Below are 25,895 nucleotides of genomic sequence, written 5' to 3' on the forward strand. Positions count from 1 at the left end.
TTTTCGTTTATAGTTAAATTTTCTGAAAGTAAATTGCGTGCTGAAACCGACAACGATGATTTCCAGATTTTTCCAAAGCACGATTGATTTTTTTTCAAGAAACCCATGGATCGCATGGCTGTGGACAATCCTGATCCTGTTGGCCTGCACCTGGCCTGGGAAAGATATTCCTTCTGCACCGATTGTCGGTTTCGACAAGATCGTGCATGCAGGCCTTTTTATTGTTTGGATTGTGTTATGGACATTGGCTTATCCAAAAAAAGCAAGACTTTTCGTGCTGCTCGGAATGGCTTATGGGCTGGGCCTGGAATTTTACCAGCAGCTTCTGCCCTTCGATCGCACCTTTGACTGGTGGGACGCTGTCGCAGACGCTGTTGGCGTATTAATTGGGTTTGGATTTAAATCTTTACTAATTGATCATTACCGCCACCGTTTGTATTGATTGATAAGACCATTGGTAGAACTGTCGTGGTTCGACACTGGCCAGTCATTTTGCAGTTCAGGGTAAATTTTGTTGGCAAGCTGCTTACCAAGCTCCACGCCCCACTGATCAAAGCTGAAAATGTTCCAAATGATGCCTTGCACGAAGATCTTGTGCTCATACATTGCGATCAGGCTTCCCAGCGTCTTAGGAGTGATTTTTTTCACCAAAATAGAGTTTGTAGGGCGATTGCCTGAAAAGACTTTGAACGGTGTTAGAAATTCTATCTCCTCTTTTGACTTCTTCGCACCGACCAATTCAGCTCTCACTTCCTCTTCCGTTTTGCCATTCATTAATGCCTCTGTTTGTGCAAAAAAGTTGGACAAAAGCATTTTATGATGCTCACCAAGCGGGTTATGGCTGGTGGCTGGTGCAATAAAGTCGCAAGGGATCAACTTCGTTCCCTGGTGGATCAGTTGATAAAAGGCATGCTGACCATTCGTTCCAGGCTCACCCCAAATGACCGGCCCGGTTTGGTAACCCACCGGCTTACCGTCGCGACCTGTGCTTTTACCATTGCTTTCCATATCGCCCTGCTGGAAATAGGCTGCAAAACGGTGTAAATATTGATCGTAAGGCAGGATAGCCTGCGTTTGCGCATCGAAAAAGTCATTATACCAAACACCCAGCAACGCAAGGATAACAGGAATGTTCCGTTCGAATTTCGTTGTCCTGAAATGTTTATCCATTTCATGTGCGCCCGAAAGCAGCTGCTCGAAATTTTGGAAACCCACAAAACATGCAATTGAAAGCCCGATTGCTGACCATAATGAGTAGCGACCGCCAACCCAATCCCAGAATCCGAACATGTTCTCCGGGTCGATGCCGAATTTCTCAACTTCTGCCTGGTTCGTTGAAATCGCCACAAAATGTTTTTTCACATGTTCCTTATTCCCGGCTTTTTCCAAAAACCATGAGCGTGCGCTGTGTGCATTCGTCATTGTTTCCTGCGTCGTGAAAGTTTTGGAAGCGATCATAAACAATGTCGTTTCCGGGTTTAGCGACTTAATGGTTTCTGCAATATGCGTTCCGTCCACATTGGATACGAAATGCACATTCAAACCTGGCTTGCCGTACGCTTTCAAAGCTTCGGTCACCATAACCGGGCCTAAATCACTGCCGCCGATGCCAATGTTTACAATGTCAGAGATCTCTTTCCCTGAATAACCTTTCCAGCTGCCCGATCTTACTTTGCCCGAAAACTCCTTCATTTTGGCCAACACCGCATTCACATCCGGCATAACATCTTTTCCGTCTGACAAGATCGGTTCATTGGAACGGTTGCGCAATGCTACATGCAGCACCGAGCGATCTTCCGTCGCATTGATTTTTTCGCCTGTAAACATCTGTTCAATCGCATCTGCAAGCCCTGCTTCTTCCGCAAGCTGCACCAGATATGAGCGCGTGCGGGTAGTGATGCGGTTTTTAGAATAATCGAGCAGAATGTCACCAAACCGGATCGAGAACTTTTTATGACGGTCCGCATCTTCCTCGAAAAACGATTTTAAATGTTTCTGAGAAATGGTTTTATGATGTGTTTTCAGCTTTTTATAAGCTGCCAGCTGGTCAAAGGGCACGGTTTTGAGCATTTCTTATGGCGTTATGTTTATAAATCAATTTTGAGGTCACTTATCGCGACCATAACATTCATTTCGATGCAAAAATATGATTTTACACCACTTGAATCGACTTTTACTTAACTCACTGCATCGCAAACTCCCTTGAAATAACCCACGGATTCTGCAATTCCAGCCAGCGGATCTTTCATATCTTTCTCATATTCAAGGCTACAGCAACCGTCGTACTTCACTTTTCTGAGCATTTTAACAAATGCAGGAATATCAATAATTCCCCGCCCGAGTTCGCAGGTTTTGCCCTCTTTGGTAGCGGCGGTTACGTTTTTCAAATGTATATCAAAAATCCTTTTGGAATATTTACCCAGATCTGCCACTGAATCCTGGTTATCGCGGCGGTTATGGCCCATATCAAAGCAAATGCCCACACCAGGATCCAGATCTTTGATCAGGTTATGGATAGAAGTTGCATTGGGATACAATTTGTCGTCGGGACCGTGATTGTGAATGGCGTACCGAATGCCTGTTTCTTTCACCTTTCCACTCACGTATTTGAGGTCTTCGTGATTGGGAATGCCCACGATCAGCTTCACGCCTACTCTTTTTGCATAATCAAATGCATTATCAATGTCTTGCGGCGTTTTTGTATAAATAGGGCCAACTGCATATCCGGTGACACCGGCTTGTTTGAGTTTTTCGTGGAAAGCTGCGATTTCCTCCGCTGTACTTTTATAAGGCAGGTGAAAATCCTTGATGCACAGATAATGTACATCCGTGCGTTTCATCATTTCCAGCGATTCGTCCAGCTTGAAATTTACAAAGCTGAAACCGGCCATAGCCAGCTTGAATGTGTCCGGTTTTTTTTCAAACACAAAATCTTTTGCGAAAGCATTTTGAGACAAAACACCACCCGCAACAAGCCCGGCAACTCCTTTTTTTACAAAATCTCTTCTTGTATCCATTGTTTATCGATTAAAATCCGCGTACAATAGAAAAGACGAAGGTTTGCAGATTTACCACTCCTTTGTCAAATCTTAAGCCTGATCCCCGCGCGGTTAATGAGTCCGGTGACGATGATGACCAGCAATGCAAAGCAGAACGACTTGATGAGCCCGATAATCCCCGTCCTGAAAAACTCCGGCAAGCTGAAACCAACAAGCGTAAGCACTGCGTACCAGATGTAAGGAACCAGATAACACGTTAATGTGGCCGTTCCGGCGGGTTTGATCACATTTGCCCAGCTTTTTATTTTTTTCAAATCCACCAACCAGAATAAAAAGGCAAACGCGATGAAAGCGATCCCGCTGCAAATCCCTACCCATGCCGGCGTTGCCCTGATCTTGGAGATTCCCCAGAATGGTCGCGTTCCGAAGCCGTATAGCAGACAAACAATGCCTAAAACTATCAAAATCAACAAATAAGTCGTGGTAATGCCGTTCTTCTTGCTGTAAAGCCGGTAAATCACAGACGCTATGACGCCCGCCATTGTAAACGCAGGCATCGCTCCGCTTCCCACAATCCAGACATATTCTTTAAGCGGATCTAAAAAAGAAAGCATTCCTGCAAAATCAGCCAGATTGAACAGCACAAAAAATAACCAGCCCAACACATTCAGGATCAGATTGTCACCCGCTGCAAAATACACGAGCGCACAAAGCAAATACGCCCAGCCGATAAGTCCGAGAATGCCATACCAATGCGTGCCCATCCAGGAAGGATTAGATTCATCACCGCCCTTATAAATTATCGCCAGGCCAACCAGGAGCAGATATCCAAGCACTTTCAACCCGGTATAGAGCGGTTTCTTTTCAGGTTTGTCAGGATAAACATTCCAGATCAGGAAAAAAGCGACTATCATCAGGATCTCCCAGACATATTTGCTCACGATCATTCCTGAGCTAACCGCGCTTTCGTAATTCACGATAAAAATGCCCATTAAGAGCAGTGCAAAAGTGCGTTCGGCAATGTGGTATAGAATTGTCCCGTTGCTATCCCCTTTTGATCTCCTATTTGCAATGGCAAAAGGAATGGATAAACCCACAATGAACAGGAAAACGGGAAAGACAACGTCCGAAAGCCCCATCGCATCGTCAGGACCTTTGCTGTGCTCCATCCACTCGGGAACACCATTTAAAGTCCAGAAATCATTTACGAAAATCATGAGCAACATGGTAACCGCGCGGAAAATATCGATCGAGTCCAGGCGCAGTGAGGCGGGCAGTACAGGTTTCATCAAGGAATTCAGGAATGAATGTTCAGGAACCGAATATACGGGAAATTAGCCAGTAGCGTAATGCTTTTATTGCACAGAAGCAGCTCAGCACCGCTTTTAGCTGTCTTACCATCCGATTTTGCTGCTTAGCATATTCGTATTCACCATATCTTATTTAAGTAATTAATTTTAATTGAAATATCCTACCCTTACCCTCTTATCATTTTGAAACCGAATACACTTCTGTTTGAAATTGCCTGGGAAGTCTGTAACCAGATCGGCGGGATATATACGTTCATCAAGTCCAAAGTGCCGACGATGACGGACACTTACGGCGACAATTATTTCCTCCTCGGCCCCTATTTCCCTGAAAAAGCCAAGCTGGATTTCCGTCCGATCCGAGAGCTGGATGATTCTCCGCTATCCAAAGCAATCCTGCATGTCCGGAGCCTTGGATTTGAGATACATTTTGGCTACTGGCTGCTGGAAGAAGCCCGTCCGAAAGTAATCCTGATCAACCCTGTTATCCCGACGGAATCGCTTAATGTTGCAAAAACTGCACTGTGGCAGCAGCAGGAAATTTCTGCACTCGAAAGCAATGTGCTGCTCGACCAAGTCATTGGATTTGGGGAAGTTACCCGCCTTTTTCTTACTAAACTCATCGAAGAAATTGACGTTCAACAAGACGTTATCGCACATTTTCACGAGTGGATGACAACATCCGGGCTGCCCGAGCTAATGTCCAGGCAAGTGCGGATCGCAACCATTTTTACCGCTCATGCCACCTTGCTGGGCCGCTATCTTGCACCGAATGAAAATGAATATTTTTCCAAAATTACGACATATAACTGGCAGCAAAAAGCGCAGGAATACGGCATTGAAGCACAGGTAAAGATCGAAAGAAACGCCGCCCGATATGCCCATGTGCTGGTTACAAACAGTGAAATCACCGCCGGCGAATGTGAAGCATTTCTTGGGCGTTACCCGGATAGTATAGTGCATAGCGGTATCCACCGGAAGCCGGGCGTTGGGCACGAGGTTTTCGAATGGCATTTGCATAATCGCGAAAAGATCGATGCGTTTGTCAAGGCTTTATTTTCGCCTAGTTATCAGCTGCGGAGTGACAAAACGCTCTATTTTTTCACATCCGGGCGCTATGAGTTTTACAACAAAGGTTTTGATATCACATTACAAGCCATCTCGCGGCTTAATGAGGAACTGGTCCGCAGGAAATCTGATATGAATGTGGTGCTTTTTATTATTTCCAAACAGCCGTTTCACAACATTAAGCCGGATGTTCTGGAAGCCAGGCAGCGGTTTCAGGAATTGCAGCGGATCTGTAAGATGATCAGTGCCAAGCTTGGCCCCAGGATTTACGCCAATGTCACAGGCTCAGCAGGCCACAAGCTCCCCGACCTGAACCAACTCATTGACGATGACCTTCAGATGACCTGGCGGCAAGCACTCGCCAATTTTAAGAGAAAAGGCCTTCCCCCGGTTACAACCCATCATTTAAAAGGGCAGGATAACATTCTCGAATTTTGTGCACAGGCAGGTTTGAATAACAAGGAAGAGGACCGCGTTAAAATCATTTACCACCCCGATTTCATTGAGCGCGCCACTTCGCTGTTATCTATGGAGTATCTGGAATTTGTAAGAGGCTGTCATTTGGGCGTCTTCCCATCGTTATACGAGCCCTGGGGATACGCGCCTATGGAAACCGTCCTCCACGGAACGCCGGTTGTTACCAGCGATGTTTCCGGTTTCGGCAGGTTTGCGAGGCAAGCTGCCGAGATGGAAGGCAATAACGAAGTAAAAATCGTAAAACGACGTGAACAATCCAGCGAAGAAGCCATCATCCAACTCACCGAAATCTTCATTCAATTCCTAGAAGACTTTGAAAATCACCAATATATCCCCCGCGCCACCCTCCCCAAATCCGTTCTGGACTCCCTATGCTGGTCCGAACTCCAAAAACGCTACGAAGAAAACTACAAGCTGGCACTTATGAGATACCAGCCTGTTGCAGGGTTGTATTGAAAATTATCAACTCCTCTTTTTTGACTTTAATAAAAAAGATCTACATTTGTCCTGGGATTGGGGTTTCCCCGGTCGGCAAAAGAGTTTAACAGTTTTCTGTTAAGCTCTTTTGTTTTTTAAGGGAATATCTTCAAACCATACACCCTGCCATTTTTTTGATAGATTTTATTTTCAAAAATCGCGAAGGACGTATTGCCTGCTTTCATATCAATAACCCGCCTGGCAATTGGGTAAGCAATCAAATCTGCTAATTGAAGGCCGGTAACATTTTCTTTCTTATCCCTGAATTCTATTTCAATGTTACAACGAGCCATTCAGACTTTGGAAACATAGTATGTTCCCTTACTCCTGATATTCTCAAAATGCTCTGCAAGCTTCCTGTCCTCCTTCTTGCCGCGCTTCTCAATGATAACGAGGACTTTTATATTTTTTAGTTTAAGCCCTTCCAACAAGAATACCATCCGTTCAATTACAAATGATAGTGCAATGTCATAAGGATCCTGGCCAACGATTGCGTAGCGTTCGGCATAAGAGAATTTGTCTATTGCGGCTGCAATAATGGTGTAAGGTGTTTCGCAAATAATCGCATTAAGATCCCGGTAGAATAGAGTTTTGATATCTTGGTTTAACAAGACGCAAAACTCCTTTTCGCACTTTCTGATATCCCTGGAATGCAGAATGACGTTGCTATGCCCGAAAAAATAAGTCTTACATGTGGCAACGGACTCGCAAAAGGTGGGATAATCGCCGTCCTTGAACAGAACGCCGCATAACACAAAAACAGGAAATCCGGGATCGATCCGTGCTAAACCCTGATCCCCACACTCATCTAAATAAAATGTAAAATTCATAAGAAACTAAAAAGGGGTTTCAATCGAAACCCCTGATGCTTACAATGGTTTTACATTTAGACGTTAGAAAAGCTTTCTGGTAACGCTTTAATGTTATTCTCAAAAAATCAGCTCGCCAAATATCTCAGTGATAGCATGGTAATGTCGTCAAATTGTGTGGCTGGTCCGATGAAGTCGATCAGGCTTTCCAGTGTTGATTCGTTCATTTCTTTGGCTGTTTCTTTGGTGGAGCCTTCGCCGGATGTGAAGAAATCTTGGAGATAATGTAAGCCGTAACGGGCTCCGGCCAGGTTGTTGGCGTCGGTTACGCCGTCTGTGTAGAGTACAAATTTATCTCCCGGGTTCAATGTCAGCGTATGGGATTCGAATTCAAATGTTGGATCAAAGCACAACGCCATGCCTCCCTCCTTTTTGACCAGTTCCGTTTCACCATTGGCGCGAATGATTACCGGAGGTTCATGGCCTGCATCCACATATTCCACAACCCCTGTTTTCACATTCAGAATACAAACGAACGCTGTAACGAACATATAGGAAGAATTATCTTCACTCAAAAACTCATTAACGATCTTCACTTTTTGCGTTATCGAATCACCATTCCGATTGGAAAACTGGCTTTTGAAAATCGCCTTACTGATCGCCATGAACAATGCTGCCGGCACGCCCTTGTCCGAAACATCACCGATCATGAAAAACAAATGCTCGGAATCCATCATGAAATAATCATACAAATCGCCACCCACAACCTTGGCAGGATGAATAAATGCATGCAGATCCACACCCGCTTTGCCAATATTGGCAGGAACCGTTTTTGGTAACATGGACATCTGGATCTCCTTCGCAACGCTCAGATCATTCTGGATGGCGATCAGTTGCTCGCGGCCTTTTTCCAAACTGGTCAGCATTTCAATGTGCTCCACGGTCTTGGAAATGGTGATTTCCAGATCTTCAAAATTCACCGGCTTGGTCACAAAGTCGAACGCGCCGCGGTTCATAGCCGTCCGAATGTTGTCCATATCGCCATATGCCGACACCATGATCGATTTCAGCAACGGGTTCTGCCGCTCATTCACCTTTGAAAGGAACGTCAGGCCGTCCATGCCGGGCATGTTAATGTCGGATAGTATAAGTGCAATGTCATCAGACTCTTCCAACCGCTCCAATGCTTCAATGCCGTTATTAGCAAACACAAATTCGTATTTCTTATCCCGGATCTGCTTACGGAACAATTGGAGAATCAACATCTCCATGTCCTGCTCGTCATCTACACTTAATATTCTGATAGCCATTATCTTATAATTTTTTGAAATTGATATCTTGTTAAATAAAACCTCTTCGGACCCCTGTTTTCAGGCTGCCTGGACCGGGATCACAATCGTAAACTCCGTTTTCTCCCCTAATACAGAAGTCACATGAATGCTTCCTTTGTGTGTGTCCGTCACGCTCGTATAGGTGAGCGACAGGCCCAGGCCGGTTCCTTTCCCCTGCGGTTTTGTTGTAAAGAACGGCTTAAAAAGCTTGGCAACAATATCTTCCGGAATGCCGATGCCATTATCACAGATCCTGATCTCCACCTCCTGACCAATTCGCGTCGTTGTAATTTCGATAACCGGTTCATAACCTTCTTCATGCCGTTTTGCCTTTTCATTCACGGCATAGCAAGCATTATTAACCAGGTTTACGATCACCCGCCCAAATTCCCCTTTCGCTACTTTCACACTGCCAACCTCCGGATCAAATTTATATTTGAGCATGACATTGAATGCGCTGTCATCCGCACGCACGCCCTGATAAGCAAGCTTGCTGTATTCTTCCAGCAGCTGATTGAGGTCTGTCGGTTCGAGGATAGCGGCATCGGAGCGGGCCTGTGCGAGCATTCCCTGGATGATCCGTTCGATGCGTTTGCCGTTTTCGTTGATCTTGACGAGGTTCTGCGAGAGGGTTTCCAGCAGGTCTTTTTCATCCGCGATGTCCGTATCGCTCATCTGGGAAAGCGGTTTTTGGCAGATGTCCAGGATCTCGCCCACCAATCCCTGCGAAAGTCGGGAAAAGTTATTGACAAAACTCACCGGATTTTTTATTTCATGTAAAATGCCTGCACTCAGTTGCCCTATTTCCGCGAGCCTGTTGAGCTCAATGATCTTTTGCTGATACAGTTCAATGTCGTGTTCCGTTGTTCCGGCTCCCATAGTCATGGTAATTAAAAAATTTGCAGCATTTAGCGTGTTAAGCGACAACCGGGAGGAAAATTTCTATTTCGGTAAACACTCCTTCCAACGAGTTTACCGACATGCGCCCTTTGTGATATTCGATAATGTCCTTACTCATATATAAGCCCAATCCTGTTCCTTTTGAAGTGGGTTTTGTTGTAAAAAATGGATTGAACAGCTGCTCCTGCTCCTTGGCAGGAATGCCTTTCCCATTATCGCGAACGATAATGCAAACCCCGCCGGCAACCAGCTTGGAAGAGATAAGGACCTGAGGTTCAAATGTTTTATCAACCCTCGCTTTTTCCAGTAAAGCATAGCATGCATTGCTGATGAGATTGACGATCACTTGTGCGAACTCGTACGGAAGCACACTCACTTTCACCGGATTGCCGTATAGAGCCATATCCAGCTTCACGGATGCATCCTTATACTCGGCCAGCGCTTCTTGAATGGCCGTTTTTGCCTTTGCTTCCAGGAAAGGGTTCAATTCCGTAACGATGAAATCACTCGATTTTCCTTTCAGCAATTTTTGCATATCCTTTACGATGCGCGTGGTGCTGTTGCCATGTTCGTAGATCTTTTCCAGGTTTTTTTGAAGCATACTAAAACCGCTGTCAAGATCATCCTTTTCATCTTCCGACAATCCATCCTGGTGTTTATCAGTCACTTCTGTTATTTCCTTCAAAAGCTTACCGGACGATTGCGAGAAGTTGTTAATGTAGTTCAGCGGGTTCAGAATTCGGTCCACGATCCCCTTGGTAAGGCTGCCTACCGATGCCAGGCGTTCCTGCCGGATCAGTTCTTCCTGTGTTGATTTGAGGTTGGACAGTGTATTTTCGAGGTTTTCAAGAATGTTTGTTTTAATGTATGCCCCGATCAAATGTTCTTTCAGGTTTTTGACAACATTAAAATCCCGCTCGGAGAATGCATTTTCACGGTCTGTGTTTTCCAGGGTAATGTAGCTTTTTACATTGCCATCCACCCGTATCAAAATCGTGATCAGGGCCTTGGGAGAAAAGAGCTCGCTGATCGACTCATTTGCATTCTGCTTTCGAAAATCATTTTTGAGAAAAATATCTTCCAGAATTTCTTCGCCGTTCTCCACATATCGCTGCTCGGCCTCCTTTGCTGTGAGTCTGACATTATCCACTTTCGCGTTTTCCACTGCGCCTGCCAGTGCTATGAACTGGTAATTGTCCGTAGCGCTGTTGTATACCAATGCAGATGCTCCGTTCACATTTTGAAATTCGCATAATTTGTTCAAAACCAGCTGAAACAAGCGGCCTGTGTTAACCTCCCCATTGATTGACTTCACAAATTCGTCGATCCTTTCCAGCTGATCGTTTGTTGCCGACAATTCTTCCGATTGTAATTCCAGTTCTTCTTTCTGGTTCACAACTTCTTCCGTGCGTTCGAGGATCCGCGTTTCCAGTTCTTCCTTCTCTCTCAAAATCCTTCTCAATCTCCAACGGACCACATAATAGATGGTTGCGCTGAATATAATCAGATATAAAGCAATCATATACCATTGCCTGAACCAGGGCACGCGGATCTTAAAAGCCAGTGAAGTTTCTTTGGAAACGTGATCGTAAACATCTCTTGCGCGCACTTTGAAATTATAGCTTCCGGATGGCAAACCGCTGTATTCCTTACGCGTCAGCGATCCCCAATCGGACCATTCCTTATCGTAATTTTCAAGAAAGTATTGGTACTGAACCTCTTGATTCGTGTGATAACTTGGCAATGCAAACTCAAAGATCAGGTTATTCTGACGGTGGCTCAGCGGCTTGGAAAGCGTTCCGTTTTGCGCAAATTGCAGCAGGCTATCCTGTGTCGCCACGCTCCTCAGCATGACCGGATATTCGTATACATATTGGTCGGGCACCTGCATATCGAGCCGGTAAAGGCCCTGATCACCGCCCAGCCAGGCAGTGCCATCCTCGTCCGGAAAAATGATCTCAAACGGAACATCGGCGATGGGCATCAATGGTGTTTCCAGCAGTTCGAAACCGCCGGAAGGCTTCTTTTTGAAAAATGATGCCCACTTTTTGTCTCCGCGGGTTGTCCAGATGTTGCCCTTACCATCGCCCTGGACACGGTCAAACCAGGTTTTGTCTTCGTGCAGCCAGACGGCGCGTGCAAAATGATCGGCTTCGGGCTTATATTCGAAAAGTCCATCCTTATTAGAGACCATGAGTTTGTTTTCGTACAGGGCGAGCTTGTTGTATAAAGGGCTGGAAATGCCTTGCGCAGCCGAAAAACGTTTGATCGTTCCCGACTTTCCGTCCAGCTTGATAATGCCATTGGAAAGGGTTTCGAGCCAATAAGTGGCTGGCAGAAATTCCGTAACGCCAACAATTTGCTCGGTAACCGCCTTTACCCGCTCTGCCCGCCAGTCGCCGCCTGAGCGCGTGAACCTGGTTAACCCGTCCTGCATGCCCACAAACAGCTCATTACCAGACTGCGAAGCAGTTACACTGAGTGAAAAAATCGAATTTATTTTAGAAATCCCGGATCCCTTCGTCCATTGAAAAAGGCCTTTGTTTGAAGCAATGTACAGCGAACCATTAGCTTCGTCCAGGCCCAGACAACTTCCTGACAAGCCGTTGACATGGACAATCTGATTGTTTTCAATATAATACAACCCATTCAATGTGCCCACAACAACCCGCCCCTGAAAACGCCTGATCGCTGTCACAGAACCCCTCAGGCCATCTCCGGTGGCAAAAAGCGAAATTGGGGAAGGCAGGTCGAAACGCGCGATCCCATCATTGAGTGCGAGCCAGAGATTATGCTCGCGATCCGTGAACATGGCCGAAACCTGGGTTTCCTGCAAATCCGTATCGGCATTCACAGGATATTGGACATTTCCATCAGCATTCACCACGAGCATCCCGCCCGTTGCCATGCTGATCGCAATTGTTCCGTCCTGCAATTTGGTCGCATAGGTGGCCTGATTTCGAACAATGACAGGATTTACATTTCCGCCGATTACCTCAATGCGGTTTATTCTTAATCTGAAAATACCCTGGCTTGACGTTACCAACAGTGCGGAACCGTCGCCCAGCTGCACCACCGAAGTAAGGTCCAGCAATGCAGGCACGTCGCTGTTTTGCTGTATCTGGGAAATCTGTTTGCCATTGATCAACATCATCCCTTTATTTTTTGCATAAACCAGCATTGCGTCTTTGAACGGAAATGCAGCCTGGATTCTCAGGTTATGCTTAAAGGGCGTTACAGTTGAGCCATTCCAGAAAAAATTTATTTGATCCGTTACAAACCAGGCACCAGCTTTCGTAGGGACGATTTGAATCACTTGTGCAAACTTCTCCTTCAATTTCGCCGACAAATCCACGAACCGCTGAACGCCAAAAGCATCTTTACCCAGATATCCAAACTCCCCGTTTGCCCCGACCAGCACCCGGCCCTTTGCATCCGTGGCAAGTGCAGATACGCGTGTAATGTTGGTGGTCTGGATCGTTTTCCATACAACGCCATCGAATTCCAGCACGCCCGCAAAATTGGCAAAATACATGATGCCCGCCTTGTCCTGGGTAATGGCAAAATTCTGGTCGTGCGCACGATATTCAGACGATGAGTAAAAGCCCGACAATGGCCTTCCTAAATCCGGTTTTGCCACATTCGCCAGCTGCGCCCACAGCGATGCCGAGCCGTTAAGGCAGATCAGAACAATAAATAGTTTAATGGATCTCAACACTTTCCTCCACATTTTGCCTGACATTAAGATCTTTTAAAAGAAAATTTTCAATGATATAGAATTCCGTGTCTTCCAGCACATTAGGGATCATTACAACGCCTAACTTGCTCAGCTCAGCCACATTCCGGATGCTCCCTGCTTCCAGCGCCCCGATCTTCGAGAAAAACAATTTTCCATAGGTTACCAAAATCGAGACATCGCCGTCGCTGAGGTGTTTTCGCAGATCAATAACATCGCCTGCTTCCTCCTGAAAATAGGCGGAAGTGAGCAAGATCTTTTGCAGTTCACCGCTCAGCAATCCGCTTAACGCGTGCGTTTCGCGCAAGCGCCGGAGCTTGGAAATGAGCAGATCTTCCTCCGTCGAAAGCCACTCAAGCGGCTTCATGATTTCGACGTGAAAAGTATCATTGTTTCGTATCATCACATCGAGCAGCGAACGAAAACGGCCTGGGTTCACAATTCTGAGAATATAGAAAGCAGTTTGCGAAATGACCTTGGACCGAGACACGGCATTGGAAACCAGGACCGGTGTGACAATGCCTGAATCGAAATGCCGCAATTCCCTGATCGCTACGGCCTTGGTCCATCGGGAAATGCGGGTGTAATCCCTGTTAATGATGTCGATCAAACGTTCCGCCACCGGGAGCGAATCGAGTGGATAAATTTCTGCATAGCGGCGCCGCATTTCATCCAGTGAATCGCTGTCCAGGTAAGGAAGCACTTTGTTTTTGATATTTTCCGGCAGCAACAGGTCGCAGATTTCCGTCAGATAATCCCTGGCATCCGTAGTCTGGTCGCTTTTAAGCAATGTTACGGCATGGAACCGGGAACCGTAAACGGCTTCCAGCACAATGAATGCTTTCCGCATGATCCGCAGCTTTTCCATTTCCATGTTCAGCATCAGCGGACTTTCTGGCTCATAGGTTTCCATGAGGTCGTGCTGCGCCGATAGCAGCCAGGCGAAAGTTTTCAAATGTTCGTCCAGCTCATTCAGCATATAGGATTGCTCGGTGCTGTTGCAGGTGTAACGAAGGTTCCGTAATGCCTCCATCACCTTATCCTTGACAAACCGATTCGGGTTTTCCAGATTTCTGCGCAGGAACCGGATAGCGTCCGCGCCTCCGATCTGTTCCACAATTTTCAGCAAATGAAGCTGCCTGTAACGATTGTCATTATCGCTCAAAAACGATTTCTCAATGTATTTCAGCAAAGGCGGCCCCGATTTCACAAGGGCTTCAAAAGCAACCGAATAATAGCGGTCCAGCTCCATCTGCTCCATTAGAAACGGCCAAAGTTCATGTCTTCTCAATTCACCCGCCGTGTAAATGGCGGCTTCCCGAACCCTTTTACTGGGATCCTGTAATAGCGGGATCAGATATTTGTAGGCCAAGAACCTGTTGGCACCGCCGAGCCCTATCGCGGCCTCAATGCGATCCGCCTCATTTGGCGAAAAAACCTGGTTAATGAGTTGTTCAAAAGATTTATCCGAACTTACCTGCGCCGGAACATAGGCATCCTTTCTCCTCGATTTCTCAGGGAATTGAAACACCTTATCCCGCACCATTTTCTTATAAGAATTCTCACCGACGAACGCCACGAAGGTCCAGCAGACCGCCACGACAAGAAACAGGATCGCCAGCTGCAAAGCGTCCATCTTCGAAAGGTTGACGAGCGCAAAAAGTAAGATCCCGGCCGCCAGACCGCCCATCGCTTTGGCCCTTCCCTCGATCCTGCCCTGGATATTCAACCGGAAACGTGCTTGAATAGGCTGATATAGCACCTGGTATGCCGGCTCGGCAATGGCCTTTCGTACGGCGCTCATGAAAAACCGCGATAATGCAATGCACGCAAAAAAGATGGCAGCAGTATCGTAACCCAGGCCGTAGATGACCGAAACCGCAAAGCTGAAAACAAGGCTCAAAGGCAGGATCAGGATGCCGAATTTCAAGCCGTATTTGCTGATCAGTCTATTGTAAAGAAATGTCTTGATAAAAAATTCAAGGATGGCGCTGATACCAAAGAAAAACCCGAGAAAACTGGCCAGCGATTCTTTATTTGGAAACACATTCCGCGACTCGGTGAAGAAAATATATTCCACATAAAACAATGCAAAAACAGGCAGCAGCGCCAGCAGAAATATATTGCGGTAATAACTGGGATCAACCACATCGGTCTCAATGTGCTCCGCCGCCTTTGCCTTGATCTGTATGGATGTATGGTCTGCTGTGACGTAGCGCTTGTGAATTTTTCTTAGTAAAACTGCGCAGACGATCAGGAAACCGACGGCCAGAATGAGCAGCGAATCAATCGGCAAAAGCTTGACCAATGCTGGAACGGCCAGATACATGATCACGGACGAAAAAACCTCCCCGCTGTTAATGAGCGATGATAATCTTTTGGATTGCTGAAAGTTGAAAAGCTTCACAACAACCGCCCAGAATGTAACGCCATTCACTAAAACAAAAATACGGTTCCAGATAAATAGGAAAAAGAAGACCCATTTACTGCCGGTCAGATGATAAACGATAAGGAAAAATGCGATGGAAACGATCAGGAAAAGCAATGCATTTTCCCCCAGCCTATCAAATGCAATGCGCTTTTGAACCCGCGTTAAGCCCAGTCCGAGAAGATAAACGAAGACACCGCCCACCACATAAACCTGCGGCAGCATTAACCTGTCGAAACTCACCAGATACGATGAAGCCACCACCGTATAGAACAATGCCGTTGCGCCGCCCATAAAAAAAGAATAGGCCATCAGCAGGCTCACGAGACCTTCCTCGTCCTTTCTGATGTTGAGCATCCGCGATATGTCCTTGATTTTTCTCACAAATTATTTGTCTAATTCTTTGATCATGAAATAGATCTGACGTTCGGGCATCTGGTATAGCGGCCTGATTTTGCCTAAATACAAAAATCCAAGATCTTCCAAAGGTTTAATGCGCGAAGCAACGGGCTGGGCAATGATCATCTTAATGCCATGAGCAGCAGCAAAATTGATCCGCGCTTCGTCCAGTAATGTCGAAAAACCATTTCCCCGATAGCCCGGCGCAACCACAAGCCGGTTTAAAGAAGCATAAGGGCCTTTTCCGAAACCTTCCAGGATCGAGCCGTCGAAAAGATCGGCGTGCGGGATGGAGCTGTAATCGGGATGAAAGCTCATGCGTGCGGCTGCAACTATCTCTTTATTATGGAGAATGATCCAATGATGCGCCAGCAGATCTTCGTCGTCCAGCCACGCCTTGTGCGAGAAAAAGTCCTGGCTTATGCCCTGCTCGTCTTTCCAGGCCAGCACCCTGAGCGCCCCCATTTCGTCCAGGCGTTCGGGATAATCCAGCTTCATGAGCAGAAACTCCGAATTTCTGATTTCAAACCTTGTTTCCATTAAGCGAGGGGGTTTTATATACACTGATTCCATTTCAGTTATTTTCTGTTTGTATCAAAAAGAAGCCCGACTGAGAATACGCGGCCTTCCTGCGGGTATCGCGAGGCGGACGTAACGCCCTCAGCAGCGCGGATGCCCGGCACAAAATATCCGTGGTTAAGCACATTCGAAACCTGAACCTGTAAACTGAACAGGTTCAGGATATTATGATAGGTTAATGTAGAATTAAGCAGGTAAATCGCGTCGAATCTGGTAATGGGGTTACTGCTGCCGGATGTCCCGATCCCGGTTTTTCTTGCACTGACGTAATTGTTTGTAACGCTGATGCTCAGGTTCTTAACCGGGTCATAAACAGCCCCCAGGTTAGCAGACCAGGGCGCAATGTCACTCACCGGGATTTTCTGGCCTTCCACTTTGCTCAGATCGCGTGGACTGCTGTGCGTGAAATTGCCCCAGACATTCAGGTTTTTGATATCGTATCGCGCCTCCGACTGGATTCCCCAAATGCGCTGCCTGCCCAAGGCCTGGAACTGCTGCGTCGGCAGACCGGCCGGTGTCGTTGCGGCCGCAAGTCCCACCGCGTTGCTGTAATTGGCAACATAACCCGACACATTGAAAGACAATGCTTTATTAAACCGCACAGAAACACTGCCTTCCACATTTTTCACACGCTCAGGCTGCAAAGTCGGATTGTTAAGCTGCCGCTCGCGGTTGGTGGCATATTTTTGCAGATAAGACGCGTCTTTAAATGCCTCAGTATAAATGCCTTTGAATACAAATTTACCTCTTGAATAAATTAAGCTCAACCGCGGATTGAACACAAATCCATAACCTCCATTGGAACGGATCTGGTTGTGATCGAGCCGTGAACCGAGGACCATTTTGAGACTTTCTGTCCAGTTATAAGTGGCTTGTGTGAATATTCCAATGTCAAAAACGCGGAAGTTATCGCCGCCTGCCAATGTTGAATCCGGGCGTCCGGTTTCGTCGGCATTTTCTGTTTGGGCAGTAATGTAATTGGCCTGGATAATGCTGTTCCGGATTTCAATGCCACTGTTAATGTCGAGCTTTGGCAATGGCGTGAGCAGCACGCGGAACTCGTTACGCAGCTGGTTGGACACGCGATACCAGTAAGGGACCGAATAGGTCGGTTTGCGCTGGTTCAGGAGGTCGATAATGCCATAACTTCCGTTATAATAGCCTCTGTAAGTGGGCAAGTTCGTAGCACCGTTCAGCTCATGCAGCCGATAGGACGTCAGGTTCATGATCTGCACTTTTTCCGAGATGAATTTATTATAGGTCAAAGAAAAAGCCTTGTTATTGGCCACCCATCGCGAAAGTTCAGGCGTCACGATCCGGGAACGGTTGGTATACCAGGGCGTAGCGCCTTCATCCGTTTTCCAGCTCATGAGCGAGATCATGAAATCTTTGAATTCAATTTTAGCCCGGATATAAAAGTTTTTGGAATCGTCATTGAAACCCACTTGGCTGCCGTTAATGTTGGCCTGGAAAAGATTGGCATTATCCAGCTCCGCCGCCCTCGCTTTTCCGGCATCGGTAAGGCTCAGCGCATTTGCAGCGCCGTTGGCATCATAGCCTATTTGGTATAAATCACTATTTGGAAAAAGTTCGGTAAGCTTGTTATTGGTTACGTACGTCTGCGCGGCGGCTCCCTTTATATTTTGCTGTATAGGATAACTATTTGCCGTTCTGGGATCGTAATTCCATTCGGGATATTTACTGTAATCCAGTTCATTAGAGGAGAAATACCGGGAGGTCACCGAAACAGCAACGTCTTTGGTCCGCACCGTTACAACGCCATCCACGAGCTTGGTATTCAGTGATCCGTAGCGTACCTGGCCATTGGTGGAAACAACCATTTTCTTTCCTTCGGGCATTTCCCGATCCAGAAAACGCTTGGTAATGAGGTTAATAACACCTACAAATGCGTTGGCTCCATACATGGTGGAGGCCGGGCCATAGATCACTTCCACGCGTTCGATGTCCGATAGCGAATATTGCCGGGAAATGGGAATGTTATCCGAATTAAGATCATTTTCCTCCACGCCGTCCACCAGCAGAATGGTGCGGTCATTGGACGTGGAACGGTAACCGCGCTGATAAAATGTTACATAAGAAGGCCCGTTTCCCCTGATGACGTCAAAGCCGGGAATGTCGTTCAGCATTTGTGTAAGGTCTTTGTAGCCTCTTTTTACAATGTCTGTCTGGGTCAGAACGGTTACTGTTGCGGGCACTTGAAGCAGGTTTTCAGCCTTTTTGGAAACAGAGGTAATCTGAATAATGCGGTCCATAAGGTCGCGCTGCTGCGCCACAAGGTCTTTGAACTGAGGCAATGCAGAAAATTCCGGCTCGTAATTCTGGTTAGCTGCCAGCAGGTTACGGACCGCCGTGGCGGCTTGCGGCAACGAATCCAGGGCGAGGTAAGTCAATGCAATGATCTTGTACGCCTGCACCTGCGCATTCGGCGAAAATCTGGTTTTAAGACAAGGGTTCAGGATCTGAAACACCTCATCAAAATTCCCGGTGCGGTATTTTCTGTCGGCCTCGGGAATGATCACGGTGGCATCGCAGTCCTCTTGCGCCAATGCATTTGTGCCCGCAAACGCGAGGGTTATGATGATCAAAATGTGTAAAATTCTTTTCATATTATCTGATGTTCCGGGACAGCTTTTCGTAAGGAATATCCTTTCCGATGTATTGGTCCCATTCTTCCTCGGTCAGTTCGCGCTTCACTTTTTTAGAAACTTCGGCAAATAATGCGGCTGAATTAATGTCCCAGACCCGGACCGTTTTATCCGCCCCGGCGGCCAGCAACTTGCTGCCATCGCGGCTGAACTGAACGTCCATCACCCAGTAGTCAAAATCGCTCAGCAACACCGGCTGTTGTTTTGAAATATCCTCTTTTGCATTCCAGATGCGTATTTTCCAGTCATAACAAGCAGTTGCGATGCGGCTTCCGTCGGGCGCGAATGCAATGCTCGTGATGCCGGAGGTGTGCGTTCCCTGCGTGCCGTTCAGTGAGTTTGGGACCGGTTCGTCGTTGCTCATGCGCACATTGTAGAGCATACCCGAGCTTGTGCCGAAATACAGATGTTTCTGGTCCGGCGTGAATGCCATGGAGAGCAGTCGGCCGCGGAAGCCGGGGAGGTTATATTCTGCGGGTTTGATATCCAGCTTTGTAAGGTCAACACGGATGAGCTTGCCGGTTCCGGTTGCCAAAAACATGAAACGGCCATCGGCCAGGAGTTCAACAGATGCGATTTCAGTGCCCAGGTTCACATTTTTCAGCACATCCAGCTTTTTATCGCTGATGTCCCAGAGCCTCAGCTGGCCGGCAGAGCTTACTGTGATCAAATGCGGCTTGTTGTTAATGTTCCTGACATGCATGGAAAACACAATGCCGTCGTGGCCGACAATAGTCTTAGCAGGCAGCGATCCAGGCGTAACACCGTCCCAGCGCACGATCTGACCATTGGAAGAGCCTGTAAAAAAAGCTTTCCCATCCGGCATAAAAGCCATCGAACGAATGCTCCTGAACGTCTGCTTGGGATTGCGGAATAAAAGCGGCTTTACCGCGGGCGTCATATAATTCCAGAGGCTCACCACACCATCGTCCCCAGCGGTCGCAAAAAGCGAATTACTGGCTTGCGGCTCGGCAATGACGCGGACAATGTCATTATGCGCAATCAATGTCGCCTTAGCGCCCGCAGCTTTGGATAATGCATTGAAAATGTCCGGGTTCTCACGCTCCCCGCCATTTTTTATATTAAAATCATACGCTTTCAATGCAAGTAAGGCAGTCAATTCATCACCCGCGGGCATTTGAAAAGACTGGATGGCGATGAAACGTGCCACTGCTTTGGAGCGCTGTTTCAATGCATCATTGCGCGACCTTTCCGCTTCTTTTTGAGCCGATTGCGCATACACTTTCTGGCGATCCGACTCTTTTTGCGCGCTTACCGCATATTCTTTTTGAATTTCTGTTTGTTTCTGAGATTCCACCGCCGCTTTTCTGGCATTATCGGCCTGAATTTTCTGTTCCTCGGCGATTTCCCTGGCGATTGTTGCGGCAATGCTCTCCTTCACTGCCTTCTCCTGCTCCCTTACCGCGATTCCTTTTTGTTCTTCCGTTAATGTCTTTTGCAATTCAGCAAATGTGCCTTGCTGTTCTGCAATTTTCTTTTGTGAAATGGCCTCACGCGTCTGATCCTCAGCACGTTTTCGCTCTTCCAATGCCAGGCTTTCTTTCTCTAATGCTGTTTTCTCACTCTGTTGCGCTTGCGTACGTAATACCAGCGCCACGATCAGGAATAACAATGATACCAATGAGCTGATCCCAAGTACAGAAGCAAATATTCTGGCTTTGCGCAATTCGCGTTTCTGACGGTCTTCCTTCTGGCGGACTTCAAGCTCGTATTGTTTTTTACTATAATCTAAAAAATTGGTTGCCCGCTCGAAAAACGGGTCATAACGCTGCGCCCATTCTAATGTGGGTTCGCTTTCTTTCAGCCATTTAAGTCCCAGTTGCAGTTCGGGATTGACCCAAAGCCCGGTACGGCCTTCCTGGTAAAGCGAAGCCGAGTAACTGAGTTGTTTGTATAGTTTTGCAGATTCCAGCTCCTCTTCAATCCACTTCCTGCACCGCTCCCAGAATGTGAGCACTTTTTCAACCGAAACATCTATGATAGAGTCGTGGTCAATCTTTACGCCCGGTTTTGGTGTCAGGATGGACACGCCATTTTCCCTGAAAACCATGATCACATCGATCAGCAGATAATCAGGAATGCCGGTGATTTGGATGATCTCGCGCAAAACGGTCGGGTGCAGCGAGGACGTGTCGCTTGGGCCGAGGACGATGAGCGATTTGAAAAGTTTGGCAGCTGCATTCCGTCTTTTTTCGTCGAGCCGCTGTGTGTATATTTCTTCCGCATGCAGGGTGATAGACTCCTGCATGGTCCCGATTGCCTCATAATCAGATCGGGCAATGGGTGATGAGAATGGTTTTGTCGACTTCCAACGATCCCAGGTGCGCATTAATGCGTGTTGCAAAATGGGCAGGAAATCCGGATTGTCAGCGAGTTCTTTGAGCAATCCCATTACAAGTTCCGGCTCAATGCTTGCGCCCGTGGACTCGACCGGACCCACGATCACCTGCTTCACCTCATCCGGGTTCATCTTCGGAAGCAGGTAATAGCCTTTGTTAATGATCTCGGTTAATCCATTGAATTCCGTGCAGTGATCCAGGTAATCGGAACGCATCGTAATCACCGCATGCACGGGAAGCTCGCGTTGGTTAATGAGCGTGATCAGCAGTTTTACAAATGCATTGGTCCTGTTTTTACCAGAAAAATCTTCCGAAAGCTCATAGCGAAAGAGTTCCTCAAACTGGTCGATTACCAGTAAAATTTTCTGGTCACGGATCGCTGAGAGCAATGTTAATGCGACTCTGGGATCAATGCTCAACTCTTTTTCCAAAGACAACGGATCGCGGGTGTCCCAGATCGGGTCATCGTTTCGCAAAGCCGTTTTCACCGCCTCCACAAAATTCCTGACCGGATTTCCACCCGGCCGGAAAATGATCACTTTCCAGCGGTTTGCATCGCCTTCTTCCAGTGAAGGGATCAGGCCCGCTTTAATCAAAGAAGATTTCCCACTTCCCGACGAACCGATCAACGCAAGAAAGCGCCCATCCAGGAGTTTGTTTTTCAACTCCCGGATGTGCGCGTCCCTGCCGAAGAACAAAGCATGATCTTCATAATCATAACTTCTAAGGCCCGGAAATGGATTGGCAACAGTAGAATTCTCAACCATATTTTTCAGGTTGCAGCAATTTTCATTACGAATTTGTTACGATTCTTTCCATCGGCATACTCATAGGAAAACTCATCTACACCATTGATGGTCAGGAAAATACCCAGGCCCCCAATGCCGCGTTCTTCCAGCGAAAGCGTCAGGTCCTGCGTATTAGGCAGTTCTTTCGTGAGCGGGTCAAAAGGAGCAGCAATGTCTTCCAGGATTACCACCAGTTTCTCGGGCGTGATGTCACTCAAAACCTGAAAATCCGCTTCGATACCTGGTTCCTGATATCCGTACAAAATAATGTTCGTAGCAATCTCATCGACCGCCAGTTTGAGGCTGTAAGTTGGCTTTTTTGCCAAACCAGCCTGCTGTGAAAGCTCACCAATGTATTCCCGCAGGGAATCGAGAGAATCAACAGTGCCTGGAAAACTTTTCGATTCCATCATGCGAGATGTTAGACTGGATATTGGTCAACGATTGTAACGCTGTGCTGCAAGCCTGTTTTAGTAAGCGTGTCAACGATCAGTTCCTGCGGCTTCACAATGTAAATGGATAATTTCGGCCCGATTTTCTGTTTGGAATAAATCAAAACCCGGAGCCCGGCAGAAGACATAAAGTTAAGGTCCTCCATATCAAGCACCAACGAATCAATCGGCTGGTTAGCAATTTTCTCAATTTCAGTCTGAAAAACACGCGCAGAAAGCGAATCCAACTCGCCATGCAAAGTAAAGCGCGCTTCCTGGTTTTCTATTAGGGATTCTATTTGAAATGCCATGATGTTGTTTTTATAAATTTTGAAACAAATGATTTAAATGTAAATGTCAGTGCTAGTGCTCCTGCTTGTTGGCCGCGTCGTGCACGTGCCTTCGACCGCCCGGCGGCCCGGTACGCTCAGGCTGACAGGGCTCTTCTGCTTGTGAGCGGCGTCTGGGACGTGCCTTCGACTCCGCTCAGGCTGACAGGGCGTTCCGCTGTCGCGGACAACTGTCGTCGTGCAACTTGACTTGTCACCCTGAGCGTAGTCGAAGGGCATCCCCAACGCCCTGTCACCCTGAGCGGACCGGACCGCCGGGCGGTCGAAGGGCTCCCCGACCCTGTCACCCTGAGCGTAGCCGAAGGGTTACTTCCCAACCAAAACAACCGTCGCTCTCCCGCCAACCAAAAACCTACCCTGATCTTCCAACCGCGGCTCCTTGCCTACTTCATAAATGTCGTCACCGGAAGGCATGTCCGTGTTTACGGCCAGGTGCCAGCTTTGTCCATTCGGGAGTGGTGGGAGTTCGTAATACAGGCCGTCCCAGTGGGAGTTCATCGCTACGTAGATGGAATCGTCGACGATGGTTCCGCTTTTGGCGTGGGCGCCGTCTAGCATGAATGCCAGGCAGCGGCTGCTGGGTGAAAAGTCCGGTTGCCAGGCTTGGGTTCCGTGGAATGTGATGTCCGCAAAACCGCTTCCTACGTAATCTTTGTGCTGGAAATGCGTCCTGCTCCTCAGTACCGGGTGGGCACGGCGGAAGCGCATGATGTGTTGCGCGAAACGATAAATGTCCGCGTTTTTTTCCATCAGGCTCCAATCCAGCCAGTTGAGCTCGTTATCGTGGCAATAGGTGTTGTTATTACCGTTTTTGGTAACCCCCACTTCATCGCCCGAAAGGATCATCGGCACGCCTTGGCTTACCATCAGGATCGACAGTGCATTCTTTATCTGCTTGTGACGTAGCTGATTAATGTACGGATCTTCCGTCTCACCTTCCACCCCACAATTCCATGAATGGTTATCATTACCACCATCATTGTTATTCTCTCCATTCGCTTCGTTGTGTTTTTCATTATAAGCAAAAAGGTCATAAAGGGTGAAACCGTCGTGGCAAGCGATGAAGTTAATGCTGGCCGTCGGGCCTCTGTAATAGTACAGATCGGGCCATCCCTGGATGCATTGCGCGATTTCTCCAACCAAACCTTCGTCCCCTTTCAGGAATTTCCGTATTGAGTCGCGGTATTTTCCGTTCCATTCGGCCCACCGTCCATAAGCGGGGAAAGAACCAACCTGGTATAATCCGCCGGCATCCCACGCTTCTGCCACGAGCTTGCATTTCGCTAAAATCGGGTCATATGCGAGTGATTCCAGCAAGGGCGGATTGCTTAATGGCGCTCCGTTCTGGTCGCGGCCGAGAATGGCGGCGAGGTCGAAACGGAAACCATCAATGTGGTAATCGGCTGCCCAGTAACGCAGACAGTCTAAAACCATATTCCGCACCACCGGATTGTTGCAGTTCAATGTATTGCCCGTTCCTGAGAAATTGAAATAGTAACCCTCAGGCGTGAGCATGTAATAGGTTTTGTTATCAATTCCCCTGAAAGAGATCGTATGCCCGCGGTGATCGCCTTCGGCGGTGTGATTGAAAACCACGTCCAGCATTACTTCAATGCCGTTTTTATGAAGTTCTTTCACAAGTGTTTTCAGCTCATCCACCTGCATGCCGAACTTCCCTGTGGCAGCATAACCTGCTTTTGGAGAAAAGAAATTAACCGTGCTATAACCCCAGAAATTCACGATCAAGCCGCCCGTAACCGGGTTTTCCTTGCTGTTTTCCCATTCATCAAATTCATAAATCGGCATCAGCTCCACACAATTAATACCCAGATCTTTCAGGTAAGCCACTTTGCTGCGGATGGCCGCAAATGTGCCCGGATTCTTAACATTGGATGATGGATGCTGCGTAAAACCGCGTACGTGCATTTCATAGATCACCAGATCCTCGATCGGCGTTTCCAGCGGGTGGTCATTTTCCCAGTCGAAATCCTCGAAGACGAGGCGCGAGCGATAGGGATAAATGTTGTCCCAATTGGGTTTGGCCAACCAGGAATCCCGTCCGCCAATGGCTTTGGCGTAGGGATCGCTGAGTATAATGCTTTTGTCAAAACGATGACCTTCCTCGGGCTTGAAAGGGCCGTCCATGCGGTAACCATATTCGAGGCGCTCGTAATCCAGATCAAAAACGATCATGGAGTACACATTGCCTGTCCGGAACTCCTCGGGGAAACGGATCTCGGCAAACGGTTCCGCTTCGCCCCTTTCGAACAATACGAGCGTACAGTCGATGGCTTCGCTGGAATAAATGCTGAAATTGATCCCGTTCGGAACCATGGTTGCGCCGAATGGCAACGCATGTCCGCGTCTGAACTTGATCCCCTGCTGCTCGTGCGTCGGGTAGTAATCAATCCTGATATCTGTTGCCATGGATTAGTCTTGTTTTAGGAATGCAACCCCGTCTTCCGGCTTTTCCACGATCGTAAAAAAGTTGATAAAACCGGTGGTGGACATCACATCCTGAATTTCCTCAGAAACTCCCACAAGCACCACTTTACCTTCCTGCGACCTGATATTCCGGTAAACCATCAGCAACACGCGCAGCCCGGCGCTGGACATGAAACCCACATCGGTGAGATCAATTGCGATGTTTTTGCTTTTGTCCATGGCCAGCCTTGAATTTCTTTCAAATTCAGGCGCCGTTTTGCTGTCAATATCGCCGGAGACCGCAACAACCGTAATTTCCTCCTGATCCGTAATGGTAACTTTCATCTGAATAATGTCTTAATGTGG

General features: G+C 47.4%; 16 protein-coding genes and 1 pseudogene. 2 read left to right on the forward strand and 15 right to left on the reverse strand.

What is annotated here, in order from left to right; translation table 11 throughout:
- Positions 1-55 precede the first annotated feature (55 nt).
- On the forward strand, positions 56-442 hold the full coding sequence (locus tag L0659_RS22590) for a VanZ family protein (RefSeq protein ID WP_235128842.1): 387 nt from the start codon (positions 56-58) through the stop codon (positions 440-442).
- Here the strand turns inward: L0659_RS22590 and pgi are convergent.
- The 3 genes from pgi to L0659_RS22605 form a co-directional block, all read right to left on the reverse strand.
- Positions 421-2,070: a glucose-6-phosphate isomerase gene (pgi, locus tag L0659_RS22595; protein WP_235128843.1), complete on the reverse strand. Its 1,650-nt coding sequence runs from the start codon at positions 2,068-2,070 to the stop codon at positions 421-423. The two genes, L0659_RS22590 and pgi, sit on opposite strands and share 22 nt — an antisense overlap.
- Before the next feature lie 107 nt (positions 2,071-2,177).
- Positions 2,178-3,017 (reverse strand): sugar phosphate isomerase/epimerase, encoded by an 840-nt coding sequence (locus L0659_RS22600; protein WP_235128844.1) that lies wholly within the window; start codon positions 3,015-3,017, stop codon positions 2,178-2,180.
- A gap of 65 nt (positions 3,018-3,082) precedes the next feature.
- Positions 3,083-4,288: a DUF5009 domain-containing protein gene (locus tag L0659_RS22605; RefSeq protein WP_235128845.1), complete on the reverse strand. Its 1,206-nt coding sequence runs from the start codon at positions 4,286-4,288 to the stop codon at positions 3,083-3,085.
- Positions 4,289-4,492: 204 nt separating this feature from the next.
- Here L0659_RS22605 and L0659_RS22610 point away from each other — a divergent pair, with 204 nt between their 5' ends.
- Positions 4,493-6,307, forward strand: a complete 1,815-nt coding sequence (locus tag L0659_RS22610) for a glycosyltransferase (RefSeq protein WP_235128846.1) — start codon at positions 4,493-4,495, stop codon at positions 6,305-6,307.
- A gap of 116 nt (positions 6,308-6,423) precedes the next feature.
- Here the strand turns inward: L0659_RS22610 and L0659_RS22615 are convergent.
- The 12 genes and pseudogenes from L0659_RS22615 to L0659_RS22670 form a co-directional block, all read right to left on the reverse strand.
- A pseudogene (locus tag L0659_RS22615) lies at positions 6,424-7,158 on the reverse strand (DUF3800 domain-containing protein).
- A 107-nt stretch (positions 7,159-7,265) separates the two neighbouring features.
- Positions 7,266-8,447 (reverse strand): PP2C family protein-serine/threonine phosphatase, encoded by a 1,182-nt coding sequence (locus tag L0659_RS22620; protein ID WP_235128848.1) that lies wholly within the window; start codon positions 8,445-8,447, stop codon positions 7,266-7,268.
- Between the two features lie 60 nt (positions 8,448-8,507).
- Positions 8,508-9,347, reverse strand: a complete 840-nt coding sequence (locus L0659_RS22625; protein ID WP_235128849.1) for a sensor histidine kinase — start codon at positions 9,345-9,347, stop codon at positions 8,508-8,510.
- A gap of 37 nt (positions 9,348-9,384) precedes the next feature.
- The gene (locus L0659_RS22630) at positions 9,385-13,086 is read right to left on the reverse strand and encodes an ATP-binding protein (RefSeq protein ID WP_235128850.1); all 3,702 of its coding nucleotides are present in this window, start codon (positions 13,084-13,086) and stop codon (positions 9,385-9,387) included.
- On the reverse strand, positions 13,070-15,916 hold the full coding sequence (locus L0659_RS26425; protein ID WP_235128851.1) for a HEAT repeat domain-containing protein: 2,847 nt from the start codon (positions 15,914-15,916) through the stop codon (positions 13,070-13,072). The genes L0659_RS22630 and L0659_RS26425 overlap by 17 nt, the downstream gene beginning before the upstream one ends.
- A gap of 3 nt (positions 15,917-15,919) precedes the next feature.
- On the reverse strand, positions 15,920-16,471 hold the full coding sequence (locus L0659_RS22640; protein ID WP_235128852.1) for a GNAT family N-acetyltransferase: 552 nt from the start codon (positions 16,469-16,471) through the stop codon (positions 15,920-15,922).
- 38 nt (positions 16,472-16,509) lie between these two features.
- Positions 16,510-19,137 carry a TonB-dependent siderophore receptor gene (locus L0659_RS22645; protein ID WP_235128853.1) on the reverse strand — a complete coding sequence of 876 codons (2,628 nt, stop codon included), beginning with the start codon at positions 19,135-19,137 and terminating at the stop codon, positions 16,510-16,512.
- A gap of 1 nt (position 19,138) precedes the next feature.
- Positions 19,139-22,303 carry a WD40 repeat domain-containing protein gene (locus L0659_RS22650; protein ID WP_235128854.1) on the reverse strand — a complete coding sequence of 1,055 codons (3,165 nt, stop codon included), beginning with the start codon at positions 22,301-22,303 and terminating at the stop codon, positions 19,139-19,141.
- 5 nt (positions 22,304-22,308) lie between these two features.
- Entirely contained in the window at positions 22,309-22,737 is a 429-nt protein-coding gene (locus L0659_RS22655; RefSeq protein WP_235128855.1) for an ATP-binding protein, read from the reverse strand.
- Between the two features lie 8 nt (positions 22,738-22,745).
- A complete protein-coding gene (locus L0659_RS22660) occupies positions 22,746-23,066 on the reverse strand; it encodes an STAS domain-containing protein (protein WP_026631490.1) in 321 nt (106 codons plus the stop codon).
- 345 nt (positions 23,067-23,411) lie between these two features.
- Positions 23,412-25,532, reverse strand: coding sequence for a glycogen debranching protein GlgX (glgX, locus tag L0659_RS22665; RefSeq protein ID WP_235128856.1), 2,121 nt, complete (start codon positions 25,530-25,532; stop codon positions 23,412-23,414).
- Between the two features lie 3 nt (positions 25,533-25,535).
- A complete protein-coding gene (locus tag L0659_RS22670) occupies positions 25,536-25,874 on the reverse strand; it encodes an STAS domain-containing protein (RefSeq protein WP_235128857.1) in 339 nt (112 codons plus the stop codon).
- Between the last annotated feature and the right edge of the window lie 21 nt (positions 25,875-25,895).

It is taken from the genome of Dyadobacter sp. CY347 (genome assembly GCF_021502655.1).
GTDB lineage: Bacteria > Bacteroidota > Bacteroidia > Cytophagales > Spirosomataceae > Dyadobacter.